Annotated in this window: 15 protein-coding genes; 12 read left to right on the forward strand and 3 right to left on the reverse strand. The window is 63.9% G+C overall.

The window, feature by feature from the left end; genetic code table 11:
* From C2L66_RS01430 to C2L66_RS01445, 4 genes are all read left to right on the forward strand, one after another.
* On the forward strand, positions 1 to 1074 hold the full coding sequence (locus C2L66_RS01430; protein ID WP_054929601.1) for an ABC transporter ATP-binding protein: 1074 nt from the start codon (positions 1 to 3) through the stop codon (positions 1072 to 1074).
* A 357-nt stretch (positions 1075 to 1431) separates the two neighbouring features.
* Positions 1432 to 2712: a dicarboxylate/amino acid:cation symporter gene (locus C2L66_RS01435; RefSeq protein WP_054929602.1), complete on the forward strand. Its 1281-nt coding sequence runs from the start codon at positions 1432 to 1434 to the stop codon at positions 2710 to 2712.
* A 3-nt stretch (positions 2713 to 2715) separates the two neighbouring features.
* Positions 2716 to 4779, forward strand: a complete 2064-nt coding sequence (locus C2L66_RS01440; protein ID WP_060599324.1) for a sensor histidine kinase — start codon at positions 2716 to 2718, stop codon at positions 4777 to 4779.
* A gap of 31 nt (positions 4780 to 4810) precedes the next feature.
* Positions 4811 to 6166, forward strand: coding sequence for a sigma-54-dependent transcriptional regulator (locus tag C2L66_RS01445; protein ID WP_054929604.1), 1356 nt, complete (start codon positions 4811 to 4813; stop codon positions 6164 to 6166).
* 107 nt (positions 6167 to 6273) lie between these two features.
* Here the strand turns inward: C2L66_RS01445 and C2L66_RS01450 are convergent, their stop codons facing one another.
* The gene (locus C2L66_RS01450; protein ID WP_035986852.1) at positions 6274 to 6798 is read right to left on the reverse strand and encodes a TlpA disulfide reductase family protein; all 525 of its coding nucleotides are present in this window, start codon (positions 6796 to 6798) and stop codon (positions 6274 to 6276) included.
* A gap of 195 nt (positions 6799 to 6993) precedes the next feature.
* On the opposite strand from C2L66_RS01450, the gene C2L66_RS01455 reads away from it, so the two are divergent.
* Positions 6994 to 7569 (forward strand): hypothetical protein, encoded by a 576-nt coding sequence (locus C2L66_RS01455; protein WP_060599323.1) that lies wholly within the window; start codon positions 6994 to 6996, stop codon positions 7567 to 7569.
* 333 nt (positions 7570 to 7902) lie between these two features.
* Here C2L66_RS01455 and C2L66_RS01460 read toward each other — a convergent pair whose 3' ends face one another.
* Complete coding sequence (locus C2L66_RS01460; RefSeq protein WP_054929634.1) at positions 7903 to 9477, reverse strand: YifB family Mg chelatase-like AAA ATPase; 1575 nt, start codon at positions 9475 to 9477, stop codon at positions 7903 to 7905.
* 100 nt (positions 9478 to 9577) lie between these two features.
* Positions 9578 to 9832: an accessory factor UbiK family protein gene (locus tag C2L66_RS01465; protein ID WP_007577719.1), complete on the reverse strand. Its 255-nt coding sequence runs from the start codon at positions 9830 to 9832 to the stop codon at positions 9578 to 9580.
* Positions 9833 to 10247: 415 nt separating this feature from the next.
* Between C2L66_RS01465 and C2L66_RS01470 the strand changes: the two genes are divergently transcribed.
* The 7 genes from C2L66_RS01470 (at position 10248) to ptsP (ending at position 18673) form a co-directional block, all read left to right on the forward strand.
* Positions 10248 to 10586 carry a P-II family nitrogen regulator gene (locus C2L66_RS01470; RefSeq protein ID WP_006048089.1) on the forward strand — a complete coding sequence of 113 codons (339 nt, stop codon included), beginning with the start codon at positions 10248 to 10250 and terminating at the stop codon, positions 10584 to 10586.
* A gap of 26 nt (positions 10587 to 10612) precedes the next feature.
* Positions 10613 to 12106: an ammonium transporter gene (locus C2L66_RS01475; RefSeq protein WP_054929606.1), complete on the forward strand. Its 1494-nt coding sequence runs from the start codon at positions 10613 to 10615 to the stop codon at positions 12104 to 12106.
* A 1044-nt stretch (positions 12107 to 13150) separates the two neighbouring features.
* Entirely contained in the window at positions 13151 to 14440 is a 1290-nt protein-coding gene (gshA, locus tag C2L66_RS01480; protein ID WP_035986848.1) for a glutamate--cysteine ligase, read from the forward strand.
* Between the two features lie 173 nt (positions 14441 to 14613).
* Positions 14614 to 15570, forward strand: a complete 957-nt coding sequence (gshB, locus tag C2L66_RS01485) for a glutathione synthase (RefSeq protein WP_054929607.1) — start codon at positions 14614 to 14616, stop codon at positions 15568 to 15570.
* 280 nt (positions 15571 to 15850) lie between these two features.
* Positions 15851 to 16366 (forward strand): PTS sugar transporter subunit IIA, encoded by a 516-nt coding sequence (locus C2L66_RS01490; protein WP_054929608.1) that lies wholly within the window; start codon positions 15851 to 15853, stop codon positions 16364 to 16366.
* A 63-nt stretch (positions 16367 to 16429) separates the two neighbouring features.
* Positions 16430 to 16699, forward strand: coding sequence for an HPr family phosphocarrier protein (locus C2L66_RS01495; protein ID WP_035986843.1), 270 nt, complete (start codon positions 16430 to 16432; stop codon positions 16697 to 16699).
* A 231-nt stretch (positions 16700 to 16930) separates the two neighbouring features.
* Positions 16931 to 18673 carry a phosphoenolpyruvate--protein phosphotransferase gene (ptsP, locus tag C2L66_RS01500; protein WP_054929635.1) on the forward strand — a complete coding sequence of 581 codons (1743 nt, stop codon included), beginning with the start codon at positions 16931 to 16933 and terminating at the stop codon, positions 18671 to 18673.
* Positions 18674 to 18690 lie beyond the last annotated feature (17 nt).

Genomic DNA, 18690 nt, shown 5'->3' on the forward strand with positions numbered 1-18690 from the left:
ATGGCATTTCTTGAGATCGACAATCTGCACAAGACGTTCGGCGCGAACACGGCGCTGCATCACTTCGACATGAAGATCGAACGCGGCGAGTTCATCACCTTCCTCGGGCCGTCGGGTTGCGGCAAGACGACGGTGCTGCGCATGATCGCGGGCTTCGAGTCGCCGACACGCGGCACGATCCGTCTGGACGGCCGCGACGTCACGCATTTGCGCACGCGGCAGCGCAAGGTCGGCATGGTGTTCCAGTCATATGCGCTGTTTCCGAACATGACGGTCGCGGACAACATCGGCTTCGGGCTGAAGATCGCGCATCGTCCGCAAGGCGAGATCAAGAAGCGCGTCGACGACATGCTGCAACTGATCAAGCTGCCGCATCTGGGCGAGCGGTATCCGTGGCAACTGTCGGGCGGTCAGCAGCAGCGCGTCGCGCTGGCGCGCGCGCTCGCGGGCAAGCCGCAAGTGCTGTTGCTCGACGAGCCGCTGTCGGCCCTCGACGCGAAGATCCGCATTTCGCTGCGCCAGGACATTCGCGCCTTGCAGCGCGAACTCGGCATCACGTCGATCTTCGTCACGCACGATCAGGAAGAGGCGCTGTCCATTTCCGACCGCATCGTCGTGATGAACGAAGGCCGCGTCGAGCAGGTCGGCACGCCGCTCGAAATCTACAACTTTCCGCGCACGCGTTTCGTCGCGTCGTTCGTCGGCACGTTGAACATTCTGTCGGGGCACGTGGTCGATCCGTCCACAGGACGCATGGCTGTCGACGGTCAGGAACTGCGCACCACCCAGGCGCTACCCGCCGACGACGCCGGCAAGAAGCGGATGCTCGCGCTGCGTCCCGAGGCGATCGTGCTGGAACCGCCCGTCGCGGGCCGCAACACGCTGACGGCGACCGTCGAAGAGGTGAGTTTTCTCGGCGCGATCGTGCGCATCCGCACCCGCGTGAAGGACGAGGTGATTTCGCTGGATGTCTTCAACGATCCGAACCGCCGTTTGCCCGAGCGCGGTCAGCCGGTGGCGCTCGGTTTCTCGCACGAGAACCTGCTCGTGCTCGAGGAAGGCGCTCAGGGTTAGCCCTGGGTTTGCTGGAGCAGGGCGTTCGGGATTCCGGACGCCCGGATTCCGGATTTCCGGAAACCCGGAAGACGGCGTCCGTCGGCGCTTCCAAAGTGTCTTAAAAATCAACGCGCTAAGCATGTTTTGCGCGCTGGCATCGACCTTGCAAAAAGAAAGCGCGGCCGCAATGGCCCGTCCATAAATAAGCATGGAGACAACGATGCCTGAGTTCCTGTTCTGGTCCCTCTGATTTCGTCGTCATTTCGTCGTTCCGGCGGCTTTGCCACCGCATGACGCATGTCGACGCATTCGTCCCATGTGATGCGTGGCCGGCCTTCGGTCCACCCAGCTTTACTCCATTGCAGGAACACCATCGTGAAGAAACCCTTTTATAAAGTCCTCTATGTGCAGGTGATCTTCGCGATCATCGTCGGCATTGCCCTGGGGCATTTCTATCCCGCGCTCGCCACCGACATGAAGCCGCTCGGCGACGGGTTCATCAAGCTCATCAAGATGGTGATCGGCCCGATCATCTTCTGCACCGTGGTGACGGGCATCGCGGGCATGGAAGACATGAAGAAGGTCGGGCGCGTCGGCGGCAAGGCGCTGCTGTACTTCGAAATCGTGTCGACGTTCGCGCTCGTGCTCGGCCTCGCGGCCACGCACCTGCTGAAGCCGGGTGTCGGCTTCAACATCGACCCCGCCACGCTCGACGGCAAGGCTGTCGCGTCGTACGCCGCGAAGGCGCACGGTCAGACGACCGTCGATTTCTTCATGCACATCATTCCGGACACGCTGTCGTCGGCGTTCGCGCAGGGTGAAATCCTGCAGATCCTGCTGATCGCGCTGCTGTTCGGCGCGGTGCTGGCAACGGCGGGCGACAAGGGCAAGCCGGTGGTGAGCTTCATCGAAAGCCTGTCGCACATCCTGTTCGGCATCGTGAAGATCATCACGAAGCTGGCGCCGATCGGCGCGTTCGGCGCGATGGCGTTCACGATCGGCAAGTACGGCATCGGCTCGCTGGTGCCGATGCTCAAGCTGATCGGCACGTTCTATCTGACCTCGATCGTGTTCGTGGTCGTGGTGCTCGGCCTCATCGCGCGTGTCGTGGGCTTCAACATCCTTCGCTTCGTCGCGTACATCAAGGAAGAAATGCTGATCGTGCTGGGCACGAGCTCGTCGGAAGCAGCCTTGCCGCAACTGATGCTGAAGCTCGAAAAGCTCGGCTGCTCGCGCTCGGTGGTGGGCCTCGTCGTGCCGACGGGATACTCGTTCAACCTCGACGGCACGAACATCTACATGACGATGGCCGTGCTCTTCATCGCGCAGGCAACCAACACCGACCTCTCGTGGGGCCAGCAGCTGACGCTGCTCGCGGTGACGATGCTGACGTCGAAGGGCGCAAGCGGTGTGACGGGCGCAGGCTTCATCACGCTCGCTGCGACGCTCGCCGTCGTGCCGACCATTCCGCTGTCGGGCATGGTGCTGATTCTCGGCATCGACCGCTTCATGAGCGAGTGCCGCGCACTGACGAACATCGTCGGCAACGGCGTGGCGACGATCGTCGTGTCGGCCTGGGAAAAGGAACTGGACCGTACGAAGCTGCGCAACGAAATGCGCCGCGATGTGTCGGTCAGCGAAGCGGCTGAGGTCTGAGCCATGAAAGCGGCGCCGCGGCAACATGGCGCGGCGCCGCATGCAACGCAGGCGCCGTCCGCGCAGACGCAAGCGCGTGCGGCAGCCGAAGCGCTCGACGAGTTCGACGCGTTCGGCGATGAGGAGCGATATGCCACAATAGGCGATCCTCATCGAACGACACCCGCCATCGTGACGCGCCGCCTGTTGATCCTGTTCGCGCTCGTCGCCGGGCTCGTGGCGGCCTGCGGACTCACATGGACCATCACGTGGCAGCACGGCATCGATACGCTGCGGCGCAACGCCGCCGTGCGCGCCGATCGCACCACAGCCGCCCTCAAGAGCACGCTCGAACGCTATGAGTCGCTGCCCTATCTGCTCGGCGAACATCCCATCGTGCAGGACGCGCTCGCGTCGCCGGATGCGGACAATGTCGCGCGCGCCAATCAATATCTGGAAGACCTCAATCGCCGCGCCCGTGCGAATGTCGCGTACATCGTCACGGCCACGGGCCGTTGCGTGGCGGCGAGCAACTGGAATCAACCCGACAGCTTCATCGGCCAGGAGTATCTGTTCCGGCCGTATTTCGTCGAAGCGGTGAAGGGCAACGTTGGGCGCTTCTTCGGCATCGGCACGACTTCGCTCGATCCGGGCTACTACATCTCGCAACCGGTGCGCCGCGACGGCAAGATCGTCGGCGTGGCCGTGGTCAAACTGAATCTCGAATGGTTCCAGGGCGCGGACGCGTCGGAGCCGCTCATCGTCACCGACGATCACGGCGTGATCTTTCTGTCGTCGGTGCCTGCGTGGAAGTATCACACGGTCAAGCCGCTCACCAGCGACGTGATAGCGTCGATCTTCGACACGCGCCAGTACGCGCGCCAGCCCATCGCGCCGCTGCCGATGTCGGTGGTGCGCACCCTCGAAGGCGGCGCGCAGATCGTGCGGATCGGCGGCGGGCGCACCGGGAACTATGCGGCGCCGCGTTTTCTGGCGTCGCAGCGCATGCTCGGCGAGCCGGACTGGCGTCTCATTACCATGGCGCCGATCGATCCCGTCAACGCCGACGCGCGTTACGCGACGATCGTGACGGGCTTCGGCTATGTCTCGCTGTGTCTGCTGCTGTTCTACTGGCGCATGCGCCGCGCGCGCGTGCGTGAAGTGATGCGCAGCCGCGCGCTATTGCAGAAGGCGTATGCGGAACTCAACCAGCGCGTGGCCGAGCGCACGGCCGACCTGTCGCAGGCGAACGAGCAACTGACGAAGGAAGTGAGCGAACGCACGCGCGCCGAACAGGAGTTGCGCGCCGCGCACGACGAACTGATTCAGGCGAGCAAGCTCGCCGCGCTCGGCCAGATGGCGGCGGGCATCACGCATGAGCTGAACCAGCCGCTTGCCGCATTGCGCGGCTTCTCCGACAACACGCGCGTGTTTCTCGAACGCGGCGACCATGAATCGGCGAAGGAGAACCTCGAAGCGATCGCCGCGCTCACCGAGCGCATGGGCAAGATCACGAATCAACTGAAGCTCTTCGTCGGCCGTGCGCGGCCTCGCAATGCGCGCGCAGGCGTGGCGCGCGCATTGCGCAATGTGTTGGCGCTGCTGCAGAAACGCTTGCAGGGCGTGACGGTCGAGGTATCGTTGATCGAGGAGGGCGCGGCGGCCGTGCGCTTCAATCTCGAAAGCGACGATCCGAAGCTCGTCGCGCATTGCGATGATCTGCGGCTCGAACAGGTGCTGATCAATCTGCTCGGCAACGCGCTCGACGCGGTGGCGGGCACGCCCGCGCCGCGCATCGCGATCGACGTGCAAACCTCGCAGGAATCGCTCGCGATCGTCGTGAGCGACAATGGCCCGGGCATTCCCGAGGACGTGCTGCCGCGCCTGTTCGAGCCGTTCTTCACGACGAAGGAAATGGGTCAGGGGCTGGGGCTGGGTCTGGCGATCTGTTCGTCGATTGCACGCGATTGCGGCGGCTCGCTCGTCGCGCGCAACAACGCGCAAGGCGGTGCCGAGTTCATGCTGACGCTGCGCCGCGCGCGGGCGCAGGCAACCGACATCGCGCGCTCCGTCACGACGGGCCCGTGATTCAAAGCGTATTCAAGGCGTGGGAAACACAATGAACAAGGGCTGGCAGGTCCTCTATATCGAAGACGACGAACTCGTGCGGCGCGCGAGCGTGCAAAGCCTGCAACTCGCAGGGTTCGACGTGGTCGGGCATGCGTCGGTGGAATCGGCGGCGAAGCTGATCAACGCGGAGTTTTCCGGCGTGATCGTCAGCGATATCCGGCTGCCGGGCGCAAGCGGCCTCGATCTGCTCGCGCAATGCCGCGAGCGCGCGCCCGACGTGCCCATCATTCTCGTCACGGGTCACGGCGATATTTCGATGGCCGTGCAGGCGATGCGCGACGGTGCGTACGACTTCATCGAAAAGCCGTTCCCTTCCGAGCGGCTGATCGAGACCGTGCGCCGCGCGCTGGAGCGCCGCACGCTGGTGCTCGAAAACCTCGCGCTGCGCCGCGAACTGGCGGAACAGGGGACGCTCGCGCCGCGCATCATCGGGCGCAGTCTCGCCATCGAGCAGGTGCGCAAGCTGATCGCGAACGTCGCGCCGACGGATGCGTCGGTGCTGATCAACGGCGATACGGGCGCCGGCAAGGAACTGATCGCACGCAGCCTGCATGAGCTGTCGCCGCGCCGGGACAAACCGTTTCTCGCGGTCAACTGCGGCGCGCTGCCGGAGCCGATGTTCGAATCGGAGATGTTCGGCTATGAGCCGGGCGCGTTTACGGGCGCGGCGAAGCGGCGCATCGGCAAGCTGGAGCACGCTTCGGGCGGCACGCTTTTTCTCGACGAAATCGAAAGCATGCCGCTCGCGCTACAGGTCAAGCTGCTGCGCGTGTTGCAGGATGGCGTGCTGGAGCGGCTCGGATCGAACCAGCCGATACGCGTCGATTGCCGCATTGTCGCGGCAGCGAAGGGCGACATGACCGACCATGTCGCCTCGGGCACTTTCCGCCGCGATCTGCTGTACCGGCTCAACGTGGTGACGATCGCGTTGCCGCCGCTGTCGGAACGGCGCGAAGACATCGTGCCGCTATTCGAGCATTTTCTGCTCGACGCGGCGGTGCGTTATCAGCGTCCCGCGCCGATTCTCACCGATCGTCAGCGCACGAACCTGATGCAGCGCGAATGGCCCGGCAATGTGCGCGAGTTGCGCAACGCGGCGGATCGCTTCGTGCTCGGCGTCGGGGACGATACCGTCGCGGCTCCCGCCGACGATGCGCTGACGTCGATCACGCAGCCTTTGAAGGAACGCGTCGAGCAGTTCGAGCGGGCGGTGATCGCCGAGGCGCTGGAGCAGACGGGCGGCGCGGTCGCGGTGGCGGCGGACAGGCTGCAGGTCGGCAAGGCGACGCTCTACGAGAAGATCAAGCGCTATGGCCTGGCGGCGCGTGGGGAAAGCGAGAGGTGAGGCGGGGGTGAAGCGAGAGACGAAGCGGGAGTGAGGTGCTGCTGGCGGCGGGTGCGCTGTGAAGATTTCAGCGCGACGCCCGCCGCAGAAGAGAGACGTCCAGGCGATCAGGTCGTGCCGAGCGCCTTGGCCAGCAACTGATCGAGTTCCGCGAACTGCGGCTCGCCGACATAGCGCTTCAGCACCTTGCCGTTCCGGTCGATCACGAACGTGGTCGGCGTGAGCTGGACGTTGCCGAACTGTTTCGCAGCCGTTCCGTCGTCCATCGCGACCTTGAACGGCAGGCGGCGCGTTTCCGTGTAATTGGTCACGTACATCGGCGCGTCGTAGCTCATCGCGACCGCGACGAACTCGAGCCCCTTGTCCTTGAAGCGGTTGTAGGTCTGGACCATCTGCGGCATTTCCTTCATGCAGGTGTCGCAACTCGTCGCCCAGAAGTTGACGAGATACACCTTGCCTTTCAGATCTGCCGTCGACACCTTCTGGCCGGACAGCAGCGTGAACGTCGCGTCGGGCACGTGCTGCTGGCTGCCGAACGCGAAGTAGCCCGCAACGGCGATCGCGCCTGCGACGACGGCGGCAGCGATGTAGCGAATCGGGCTCGAACGCCGGGAAACGTTGGTTTGGCTCATGAACAGACCTCGGGGAACGCGTGGAACACACGTCTTGAGGCGCTTGACGGCTGCGAGAACAGCAACGGAAACGGGCGCCCCGGATACTGTCTCATATTGTACCGGCAATCTTGTGACGCAGTTGGCGGCGCGGTTAAGCCGCGAATAACGTCCGATAATGATGCTTTCCGCCTCATGGATTCCATTCGCCGCGTCATGCTCCGTTCCGCTCTCCGTTGGTTGTCCGTCCCCTTCCGTCCGCTGCTGGCAACGGCCGTCGTCGCCGCGTCGACAGGCTGGCTGCTGGCCGCCTGTTCGCCGACCTACGACTGGCGCACGATCATGAACAACGACAACGGCTACACCGTCGACCTGCCCGCCAAGCCGACGACCGACCAGCGGCAGATCGACATCGGCGGCACGCCGATGAATATGTCGATGCAGATTGCCGAGGCGGACCACGCAGTGTTCGCGGTGGGCACCGTGATGCTGCCGAGCGACGACCCGCAGGTGCAGCGCACCGCGCTCGACTACCTGCGCTCGGGCCTCGCTCACAATCTGGGCTCGCCGCCCGATGCCCACGTGGCGTCGATCCCGCTCGCGGCGGGCGGTCAGGTGCCGGGGCTGGAAATGACGTTCAGCGGCAAGGCGGGGCCGAAACAGGAAGCGCGGATCATGCACGCGCGCCTGGTCGCGAAGGGGCGGCATGTGTACCAGGCGGCCGTCATTGCGAGCAAGGAACCGCCTCCGGAACAAGTTGAGCAATTCTTCGGATCGTTCAAACTTTACTGATTTGGGGTCATACAGCAGGGCGGCGCTCGCCCGACAGAGTGAATGTTTGTTCGCAGAAAAGTTCGCTAATCTCGCGTTTACACGGGACTTTTTTTGTTACCCACAGGATCTGTGGATAACTTTGTTAGTAACTCTGTGCGGTAGGCCGCAAATGCCCATCGGACGGGCAGTTTGCCACTTTGCCCTGAATCTTGGCATTTTGAAAAAACCAATAAAATCAAGGGCGTTCGGCGAATGTCTCACAACAGGCTTTCAGTTGTATCAAAATCTGTCGCGCAGCCGTAAATGTGCATAAGTCAAGTCTTGACATGCATTTTTTGTCGCCCGCAGCTTTTACTGAGCGCCGAATGCCCGCCGATACTGGACCGCCTCGGAGACTTGCGCCGCGTTCGGGACATCCTGGCCGGCCAGGTCGGCGATGGTTCTCGCCACTTTCAGGACGCGGTAGTAAGCGCGCGCTGACCAGCCGAAGCGCTCGCCCGCTTCGCGCAGCAGACGTTCGCCATCGTTGTCGGGCCGGCAGACGGCATCGACCTCCCGGCCGCTGAGTTCGCGGTTCGTTTTGCCTTGCCGCTGGAGCTGGCGCTCGCGCGCCGCCTCGACCCGTTGCGCGATCGGCGCGCTTGATTCCCCGGAAGCCGTCGAACGGGCCGACAGTTCCGCTGGTGACAACGCAGGAATCTCGATCTGGATATCAATGCGATCCAGCAGCGGCCCGGACAGCTTGCGCATGTAGCGCGCGGCCACTTCCGGTGTGCACCGGCAGCGCCCGCCCGGATCCCCGCGCCAGCCGCACGGACACGGGTTCATCGCGGCGATCAGCTGGCATGCGGCTGGAAAGTCGGCCTGGAGTGCGGCGCGCGAAATCGTGATGCGGCCGTTCTCCAGCGGCTCGCGCAGATTTTCGAGCACGTGCCGGTCGAATTCCGGGAGTTCGTCGAGAAACAGCACGCCGAGATGCGCGAGCGTGATCTCGCCCGGCTGCGGCGGATTGCGTCCGCCCACCAGCGCCGCGGCGCTCGACGAATGGTGCGGCGCGCGAAACGGCCTTTGCCGCCACTGCGCAGGCGTGAATCCAATCGCGCTCGCCGAGAGCAGCGCAGCGGAGGTCAGCGCTTCGTCGTCGGTCATCGACGGCAACACGCCAGGCAGGCGCGCCGCGAGCATCGACTTGCCCGCGCCTGGCGGGCCGATCATCAGCATATGGTGGCCGCCCGCCGCCGCGACCTCGAGCGCGCGCCGGGCGCCACGCTGACCGATGACGTCGGCCATATCGGGTGGCGCGACCCGCGCATCGTCGGATAAGGTCGCCGCCTCGACCGGGTAGAGCCGCGCGTCCGCGTCGCCCGCCAGATGCGCGCATAGCGACGGCAGATCGGCCGCGCCATACACAGCGACGCCGGGTACGAGCGCCGCCTCTTTTGCGCTAGCGAGCGGCAAGTAGAGTTCCGGCGTGCGGCCGCTCGCAGCGTCTTCCGGCGTACCGGGCGAAGCTTCGGGATACGACTGATGGCCGCGCGCCGTGCCGCACGCCATTGCGAACGCGCCACGCATCGGACGCAACGCGCCTGTCAGCGAGAGCTCTCCCGCAAATTCCCGATTCGCAAGCGACTCAACGGGGATCTGCCCGCTGGCGGCGAGAATGCCGAGCGCGATTGGCAGATCGAAACGGCCGGATTCCTTCGGAAGATCGGCGGGCGCCAGATTGACCGTGATCCGGCGCACAGGAAAATCGAGACCGCAATTGAGCAACGCGGCGCGCACGCGCTCGCGGCTCTCGCGCACTTCGAGATCGGGCAGTCCGACGATGGAAAAAGAGGGAAGTCCGTTGGCGAGGTGAACCTCGACGGTAACTTCGGGCGCGCGGCCAGCGGCCGGCGCGCGACTGCGCACCACGGCAAGCGACATGTTGTCTCCCGTCCCGACGCGCCCGCAGGGCGCGTTCACCTTAAAGCGCTAATGACGTCACGGGCCGCTTGCCTGTGATGTGCAGATCAGACGGGCGTGCTCAGGACGATTGGCTCACGGGCAGCTTCTGCTCGAGTTCGGCGACGCGCCGCTCCAGTTCCTCGAGCCGCGCGCGGGTGCGCACGAGCACCTGCGTCTGCGTGTCGAATTCCTCGCGCGTCACCAGGTCGAGCTTCGAAAAGCCTTGCGACAGCATTGCGCGCACATTGCGTTCGACATCTTTGGCCGGCGAGTTTTTGAACAACTCGGAAACCTTGGCCTGAAAGTCATTGAAGACGTCGTTTGGTTGTTTCATTTCATTCCCCTTAATTGCACAAAAAATGTGCATGTGATGTTACGCGCGTGCCTCGTAACACTGAATGATCGTTTCTGGTGCATGTTCCCCTGTCGCCCGCTACAGCATGGGCGCCTTTGGTGCGCACGCCTGTTGTCCAAGCCTGCAAACACTCTAGCAACGATCCCGATAGCGCGCCAGCGTGCCCGGCCTGAACTGGCCATCCGGACAAGAAAACGCGCAAAGCCTTGTGCCACAAGCGCCGGCGGGAGTCTGCCACAAACATGGCATGGACGTTGCTGTTACTGCCCCGCGCACCGGCGGGACGCCGTCAGGAGAAGCGCCATTGCTAGGGGTTTCGGGGGAGTTGCCGAAAGCAGGGCGCAAGGAAAATGCAAGTCACGCAAACGGGTTGAGTCACTACAGCGAGGATTTCATGAAACTCATTACCGCAATCATCAAGCCTTTCAAGCTCGATGAGGCGCGCGAAGCCCTGTCGGCGATCGGCGTCTCGGGGATCACGGTGACGGAAGTCAAAGGGTTTGGTCGTCAGAAGGGCCACACGGAGTTGTATCGGGGAGCCGAGTACGTCGTCGACTTTCTGCCGAAGGTGAAGATCGAGGCTGCGGTGTCGGACGACATCGTCGACCAGGCGATCGAAGCTCTGGAGCGCGCGGCACGTACGGGCAAGATCGGTGACGGGAAGATCTTCGTCACGCCGATCGAACAGGTGATTCGGATTCGCACCGGCGAGACCGGCGCGGACGCACTGTAAAAAACAGCGACAAGAGGAAACTGAAGATGCGTAAATTATTGATGTCCCTGCTGATGGCCGGCTCGCTGCTGACGGTCGGCATCGGCGCTGCCCTCGCGGACGACGCGTCGGCTCCCGCCGCGGCTTCCGCCCCGGACACGACGGCGAGCGCGCCTGCTGCGTCGGATGCCGCTGCGAGCGCCCCTGCCGCCGACGCTTCGGCCGCACCCGCCGCCAGCGCGCCCGCTGACGCATCGGCAGCGGCTGCCGCGTCGGACGCGGCGCCTGCTGCGCCGACTGCGCCGTTCTCGGTTGATTCGTCGAAGATCAGCTCGGGCGACACCGCCTGGATGCTGACCTCGACGGCCCTCGTTCTGTTCATGACGATCCCCGGTCTCGCGCTCTTCTATGCCGGCATGGTCCGCAAGAAGAACGTGCTTGCGACGGTGATGCAGAGCTTCGCGATCACCTGCATCGTGACGGTGATCTGGACCGTGGTCGGCTACAGCCTTGCGTTCACGCCGGGCGGCTCGTTCCTCGGCGGCTTCTCGCGCGTGATGCTGCACGGCATGGCCTTCATCAAGGGCGACAAGGCGACGACCCTGACGGTCAGCCACCTCGCGCCGACCATTCCGGAATCGGTCTACTTCGTCTATCAGATGACGTTCGCGATCATCACGCCGGCACTGATTACGGGCGCATTCGCCGACCGTATGAAGTTCTCCGCGATGCTGATTTTCATGACGCTGTGGTCGATCATCGTCTACTCGCCGATCGCGCACATGGTCTGGGAACCGACGGGCTGGCTGGCGACGGCGGGCATCCTCGATTTCGCGGGCGGCACGGTGGTGCACATCAACGCGGGTATCGCGGGTCTCGTCTGCTGTCTCGTGCTCGGCAAGCGTACGGGTTACGGCAAGGACTCGATGGCGCCGCACAACCTCGTGCTGACGATGATCGGCGGTTCGATGCTGTGGGTGGGCTGGTTTGGCTTCAACGCGGGTTCGGCAGTGGCGGCTGACGGCCGTGCCGGTTTCGCGATGCTGACGACGCAGGTTGCAACGGCTATCGCCGCACTCGGCTGGATGTTCGCCGAATGGATCGCGAAGGGTAAGCCGTCGGTGCTCGGCATCGTGTCAGGCGCAGTGGCAGGTCTGGTTGCGATTACGCCGGCTTCGGGCTTCGTTGGCGTGGGCGGCGCGCTCGCCATTGGTCTGATTGCAGGCGTGGTGTGCTTCTGGTCGGCTACGTGGCTCAAGCACAAGATGGGTTACGACGATTCGCTCGACGCGTTTGGCGTGCACTGCATCGGCGGTATTGTTGGCGCGATCCTGACGGGCGTATTCGCTGTCAAGGACATCGGCGGCGCGGATGGCAGCGTGCTGCTGCAGCTGAAGGGTGTCGTGACTACGCTGGTGTATAGCGGCGTGATCAGCTTCATCCTGCTGAAGATCATCGACGTGACGATTGGCCTGCGCGTGACGGAAGAAGAAGAACGCGAAGGTCTGGACGTGATTCTGCACGGCGAACACGTCGAGTAACACGTCTGGCAAGGCCGGTTTTCCCCGGCAACGGGGATTCGAAAGGTATAAGCACAGCGACTTTGGCCCGCCTTCATGGCGGGCTTTTTTCTGGTCTTTTTGCTGCTGTGCTGGTATTTGCGCTTCGCTGGTATCCGCGGTTTGCTGGTATTCGCGCTTCGCTGGCATCCGCGAATTGTTAGCGTGCTTCAGGCGTTGCCCCTGTGCGGGGCGGCACCTACTTTTCTTTGCCGCCGCAAAGAAAAGTAGGCAAAAGAAAGCGGCTCACACCGCCAGTGCTTGACGTCTGCCCACGGGCCCCCGGCGGCCCCGTCCCGTATGCGGCCGCATCCTTCTCGATGCCCGCTGCCAGCGCGTCGAACAAATGCCTCACCCACTTCAGGCAACCGTAGGGCAACCAGTGGCAGCGAATGGTCACTGCCGCCCAGGTGGCAAACTGTGTGTAGGTCGTGACGCTTCACACGTCGGCGCTCTTACGACACAGACCTCGCTTTTCGTCCGGAGTGGCGCGCATCCGCCGCGAAAACCTACACACAGTTTGCCGCTATAGAGCGTGGGCGACTTGATCGCGCATCTGGCGGACGCGGGAGTGTGGAGCGGGTGAGGCGTTCAATGAGAGCGCTGGCAACGGGCATCGAGAAGGATGCGGCCGCGTACGGGGCGGGGCCGCCGGGGGCCCGTGGGCAGACGTCAAGCACTGGCGGTGTGAGCCGCTTTCTTTTGCCTACTTTTCTTTGCGGCGGCAAAGAAAAGTAGGTGCCGCCCCGCACAGGGGCAACGCCTGAAGCACGCTAACAATTCGCGGATGCCTGCAACAATCCCCGGCACACCAAAAACAAGGCGCAGACGCCCGCAACAATCCCAAGCAAACCCATCCCAGCGTCGCAGACCACCGCAATCATCTTGTCTCACAAACAGCAGATTTTCCGGCTATCGTTCCTATAGGGAGAATGCATCCACCCATAACTTGCGAATGGAGAAAGCGCCCCCAAATGGACAAAGCATTTGCTCTACAATCTTTTTTCTCCAGTCTGCGAGTGATCAATGGTTCCGCATTTAGTCACGGCGTTAAACGGCCCGCTGCTCGATCTCGAGCGGAAGATCCTCGACGCCACGCCCGCGATCGAACGCTGGTTCCGTCTCGAATGGCAGGAGCACACGCCGCCGTTCTATTGCTCGGTCGATCTGCGTAACGCCGGTTTCAAGCTCGCGCCCGTCGATACCAACCTGTTCCCCGGCGCGTTCAACAACCTGCCGCAGGAAACGCTGCCGCTCGCCGTGCAGGCGGCGATGGCGTCGATCGAGAAGATCTGCCCGGACGCCAAGAACCTGCTCGTGATTCCCGAGCGTCACACGCGCAATGCGTTTTACCTGGAGAACGTCGCGCGGCTCGCCACGATCATGCGTCAGGCGGGCCTGAACGTGCGTTTCGGCACGCTCGACGAAAGCATCGTCGGGCCTGTCACGATCGCGCTGTCGGACGGCCAGAAAATCGTGCTGGAGCCGCTGGAGCGCTCCGCGCGCCGCATCGGACTGAAGAATTTCGATCCCTGCTCGATTCTGCTGAACAACGATCTGTCGGGCGGCATTCCGCCCGTGCTCGAAAATCTGCACGAGCAGTACCTGCTGCCGCCGCTACACGCGGGCTGGGCCGTGCGCCGCAAATCCACGCACTTTTCGTGCTATGACGACGTCGCGAAGAAGTTCGCGAAGATGGTCGAGATCGACCCGTGGATGATCAATCCGTATTTCGCGCATGTCGAAGGCGTCGATTTCGAGGCGCGCACGGGTGAGGAAGCGCTCGCCGACGCGATCGACGGCGTGCTGAAGAAAATCGCCAAAAAGTATCGCGAGTACGGTATTTCGGAGCGGCCGTATGTCGTCATCAAGTCAGACGCGGGCACGTACGGAATGGGCGTGATGACGGTGCACGACGCGTCGGAAGTGGCCGCGCTCACCAAGCGCGAGCGCACCCGGATGTCCACCACGAAGGAAGGCCTCGACGTGCACGACATGATCGTGCAGGAAGGCGTCTACACGTTCGAGCGCATCGGCGAGGAGGTGGCCGAGCCCGTCGTGTACATGATCGACCGGTATGTGGTGGGCGGCTTCTACCGTGTGCACGGCAGCCGCGAACGCGACCAGAACCTGAACGCGCCAGGCATGCATTTCGTGCCGCTCGGCTTCGAGCACACGGCCCTGCCGGATGCCCACGCGAAGCCGGGCGCCGCGCCGCCGAACCGCTTCTACATGTACGGCGTGGTGGGGCGGCTGGGGCTGCTGGCGGCGTCGGTGGAACTGGAGAAGACCGATCCCGAGGCCATCCAGGTCTGATCGGGCCCGATCTTGGACAGACACCCCGCAAGCGCGTACAGCTCGCTCGCGGTAGGCTGACGCTCCCGCCGCGTCGAACGCGGCAGCATTTGCAGGCGGATGTGCGGCGTCAGCGCGTCCGCCGTACGCTATAACGAACAACGTGTGGCCCGCGAGGGCGCCTCAGGAACTCCATGGACATTCTCTTCATCGCCGACCCGCTTTCCCGCTTCAAGATCTACAAGGATTCGACCTACGCGATGATGGCCGAGGCCGCGAAGCGCGGTCATACGCTGTACGCATGCGAGCCGCAGCATCTGGCGTGGACGGGCAGCGGCGTCGAGGCGAACGTGTACCGCTTCGAGATCGTCGGCGACCAGTCGGACGGGCATCGCGACCTGTGGTTCGAAGCGCAACCCGTCGAGCCGCGCGCGCTGACGGGCTTTGGCGCCGTGCTGATGCGCAAGGACCCGCCGTTCGACATGGAATACGTGACGTCGACATGGCTGCTCGAACTGGCCGAGCGCGCCGGCGCACGCATCTTCAACAAGCCGCAGGCGATTCGCGATCACTCGGAAAAGATGGCGATCGGCGAGTTTCCGCAGTTCGTCGCGCCCACGCTCGTCACACGCGATCCCGCGCGTTTGCGCGCTTTCCACGCCGAGCATGGCGACGTGATCCTGAAGCCGCTCGACGGCATGGGCGGCATGGGCGTGTTTCGCGTGAAGGCGGACGGCATGAATCTCGGCTCGATCGTCGAGATGCTGAGCCACGACGGCGCGCGTTCGGTGATGGCGCAGAAGTTCATCCCCGAGATCAAGACGGGCGACAAGCGCATTCTGCTGATCGGCGGCGAGCCGGTGCCGTACTCGCTCGCACGCATTCCGCAGGGCAACGAGGTGCGCGGCAACCTCGCGGCGGGCGGCCTGGGCGTCGCGCAGCCGCTGACGGCGCGCGACCGCGAGATCGCCGAAACGCTCGGCCCGGTGCTGAAGTCGCGCGGCCTGCTGCTGGTCGGACTGGACGCGATCGGCGACTGGCTGACGGAAGTGAACGTGACGAGCCCGACATGTTTCCGCGAGATCATGGATCAGACGGGCTTCGATGTGGCGGCGATGTTCATCGACGCGCTAGAGAAGGCCGTCGGTTGAAGCGGCGCGGGTCCGCCGCCATGTTCTGTTCTGGACGTCGCGCTGTCCGCCAGCCAAGCGAGAAAAGGCCGAAAGCGCGAAAATGAGGCTGATACAATGCCCGCTCCCCTGAAAGCGGCCCGCGAGGGCCCACGCGATCCGGCCCCTTGGCGGTCGGATCTCAGGCGAGTTCGATGGCCTGCTGTGCCGTTCGCCGCGTCTGCGCCGTTGTTTCGGCAGCCAGACAGCGCAACGCAAGCATGGCCGCGATTTTCGGGCGGTTTTCTGCAGCAAGGCTGACATGGCAGGCATTCTGATCATTGCGCACGCTCCCTTCGCCTCCGCGCTTCGCGAGTGTGTCTCTCATATTTACGGCGGCTTGCCCGCTCGCATCGGCGTCATTGACGTGTCGGCGGATTGCGATCCCGCCCAGGTCGTGGCGTTCGCGCATGCGGAGATCGACAGGCTCAGGGAAGAAAACGGCGCGCTCGTGCTGACGGACATGTTCGGCGCGACGCCGGCGAACATCGCGGGCCGGCTTGCGTCGATTCCCGATGTGCGCGTGCTGGCAGGCGTCAATCTGCCGATGCTCGTGCGCGCCGTCTGCTATCGCGCAACGCCGCTCGACGTGCTCGTCGACAAGGCGCTGGCGGGCGCGACCAAGGGCGTCCACGCTGTCGGAGCGGCGACGCAGGCGGCGGCCGCCTGTGCCGTCGCGAACACCGACGACTGCCTCCCCGTCGCGCCGCCGGACAAGGTGCTCGTCGAAAGCTGCAAGGCAGGCGGCGACACGGGCTGCGGCGGGAACGTCACCTGAGCACCGCCCACAAGATTTCTGCTTTACCTCGATAACATCAACACCCGCGCATCGGACCAACACATGCTGCAACAGGAAACGACTATCGTGAACAAGCTGGGGCTGCACGCACGCGCGTCGGCCAAACTCACGCAACTCGCCGCCAATTTTCAGTCGGAAATCTGGATGAGCCGCAACGGACGGCGGATCAACGCGAAGAGCATCATGGGCGTGATGATGCTGGCGGCGGGAATCGGCAGTACGGTGGTGATCGAAACGGAAGGCGCCGACGAGAAAGATGCCATGGATGCGCTGCTCCAGCTGATCGCCGACAAATTCGGCGAAGGACAATAAAAAATCCGCTGCCGCATTCGTTCTGCATGCAAGACGCCGCGCGATGTCGCGGCGTTTTTCTTTTGGTCCGCCGGATTGCGCGCGCCTTACTGCTTCCTGCTGACTGCTTGCTGCGACATTCGATGCTGCGCTGCACAGCACCGATCTGCGGTGCGGAATTTATAATGACCGTCGGGGTCTGAGAGCATTGCAGCGGTTTGCCGCGGCATCACACAACTAGAGGAGGTGCGCGTGTCGTTCACGCTGCATGGAATTCCCGTGTCACGCGGTATCGCCATCGGGCGGGCATATCTGATCGCCCCGGCTGCACTGGACGTCGACCACTATCTGATCGAGCCCACCCAGATCGAGGGCGAGGTGGAGCGTTTTCGCACGGCCCAGGCGCTCGTGCATCGGGAGCTCGACGAGCTGCGTGCCGACCTCGCCGCCGACGCGCCCTCCGAAATGGGCGCCTTCATCGACGTCCATACCATGATCCTGAACGATGCAATGCTCGTTCAGGAAACCATCGACCTCATCCGCACGCGCCGCTACAACGTCGAGTGGGCGCTGACCGAGCAGCTCGAACGCCTCACCCGTCATTTCGACGAAGTGGAAGACGAATACCTGCGCGAGCGCAAGGCCGACATCGAGCAGGTCGTCGAGCGCGTGCTGAAGGCGCTCGCGGGCGCAACGGGCGGGCTCGTCAACGGCATTCACGGACGCTGCGACGAAATGATCGTGGTCGCGCACGACATTGCACCCGCCGACATGATGCAGTTCAAGGGGCAAACCTTCCAGGGCTTCGTCACGGATCTCGGCGGCCGCACGTCGCATACGGCGATCGTCGCGCGCAGCCTCGGCATTCCCGCGACGGTCGGCGTGCAGCATGCGAGCGCGCTGATCCGTCAGGACGATCTCATCATCGTCGACGGCGATCATGGCATCGTGATCGTCGATCCGGCGCCTATCGTGCTCGAAGAGTATTCATACCGGCAGAGCGAGAAGGCGCTGGAAGCGCGCAAGCTGCAGCGCCTGAAGTTTTCGCCCACACAAACGGTGTGCGGCACGCGCATCGACCTGTGCGCGAACATCGAGCTGCCCGACGACGCGCAGGCCGCGCTCGACGCGGGCGCGACGGGCATCGGCCTGTTCCGCACCGAGTTCCTGTTCATGAACCAGAAGGACGGGATGCCGGAAGAGGAAGAGCAGTTCGCCGCGTACCGGCGTGCCGTCGAACTGATGAACGGCATGCCCGTGACGATCCGCACGATCGACGTCGGCGCGGACAAGCCGCTCGATTCGATCGGCGACGAGTACGAGACGGCGCCCAACCCGGCGCTGGGCCTGCGCGCGATCCGCTGGAGCCTGTCCGAGCCGCATATGTTCCTCACGCAGCTGCGCGCGATCTTGCGCGCGTCGGCGTTCGGTACGGTGAAGATCCTGATCCCGATGCTCGCGCACGCGCGCGAGATCGACCAGACGCTCGACCTGATCCAGGAAGCCAAGCGTCAGCTCGACGACGCGGGCCTCGCGTACGATCCGAACGTGCGCGTCGGCGCGATGATCGAAATTCCGGCCGCAGCGATCGCGTTGCCGCTATTTCTGAAGCGGCTCGATTTCCTGTCGATAGGCACGAACGACCTGATCCAGTACACGCTTGCCATCGACCGCGCCGACAACGCGGTCGCGCATCTGTACGATCCGCTGCATCCCGCGGTGCTGCATCTGATCGCGTTCACGCTGCGCGAGGCGAAGCGCGCGGGCGTGCCGGTGTCGATCTGTGGCGAGATGGCCGGCGACCCGACGCTCACACGTCTCTTGCTCGGCATGGGTCTGACGGAGTTCTCGATGCATCCGAGCCAGGTGCTGCTGGTGAAGCAGGAGGTTCTGCGCGCGCATCTGAAGGCGCTCGAAAAGCCGGTGGCGGACGTGCTCGCGGCGTTCGAACCTGAAGAGGTGCAGTCGGCGCTGGACCGCATCGCGCAGGCCTGACGCGTTCTACCTTTCGG

The organism is Paraburkholderia caribensis, from assembly GCF_002902945.1.
Taxonomy (GTDB): Bacteria; Pseudomonadota; Gammaproteobacteria; order Burkholderiales; family Burkholderiaceae; genus Paraburkholderia; species Paraburkholderia caribensis.

Excerpts from the sequence above, each read along its gene's own strand:
- C2L66_RS01470 (WP_006048089.1), top strand. The coding sequence starts at position 10,248 with ATGAAACTCATTACCGCAATCATCAAGCCTTTCAAGCTCGATGAGGCG.
- C2L66_RS01475 (WP_054929606.1), top strand. The coding sequence starts at position 10,613 with ATGCGTAAATTATTGATGTCCCTGCTGATGGCCGGCTCGCTGCTGACG.
- C2L66_RS01495 (WP_035986843.1), top strand. The coding sequence starts at position 16,430 with ATGCTGCAACAGGAAACGACTATCGTGAACAAGCTGGGGCTGCACGCA.
- C2L66_RS01490 (WP_054929608.1), top strand. The coding sequence starts at position 15,851 with ATGGCAGGCATTCTGATCATTGCGCACGCTCCCTTCGCCTCCGCGCTT.
- C2L66_RS01455 (WP_060599323.1), top strand. The coding sequence starts at position 6,994 with ATGCTCCGTTCCGCTCTCCGTTGGTTGTCCGTCCCCTTCCGTCCGCTG.
- C2L66_RS01460 (WP_054929634.1), bottom strand. The coding sequence starts at position 9,477 with ATGTCGCTTGCCGTGGTGCGCAGTCGCGCGCCGGCCGCTGGCCGCGCG.
- C2L66_RS01445 (WP_054929604.1), top strand. The coding sequence starts at position 4,811 with ATGAACAAGGGCTGGCAGGTCCTCTATATCGAAGACGACGAACTCGTG.
- gshB (WP_054929607.1), top strand. The coding sequence starts at position 14,614 with ATGGACATTCTCTTCATCGCCGACCCGCTTTCCCGCTTCAAGATCTAC.
- C2L66_RS01430 (WP_054929601.1), top strand. The coding sequence starts at position 1 with ATGGCATTTCTTGAGATCGACAATCTGCACAAGACGTTCGGCGCGAAC.
- C2L66_RS01440 (WP_060599324.1), top strand. The coding sequence starts at position 2,716 with ATGAAAGCGGCGCCGCGGCAACATGGCGCGGCGCCGCATGCAACGCAG.
- C2L66_RS01465 (WP_007577719.1), bottom strand. The coding sequence starts at position 9,832 with ATGAAACAACCAAACGACGTCTTCAATGACTTTCAGGCCAAGGTTTCC.
- gshA (WP_035986848.1), top strand. The coding sequence starts at position 13,151 with ATGGTTCCGCATTTAGTCACGGCGTTAAACGGCCCGCTGCTCGATCTC.
- C2L66_RS01450 (WP_035986852.1), bottom strand. The coding sequence starts at position 6,798 with ATGAGCCAAACCAACGTTTCCCGGCGTTCGAGCCCGATTCGCTACATC.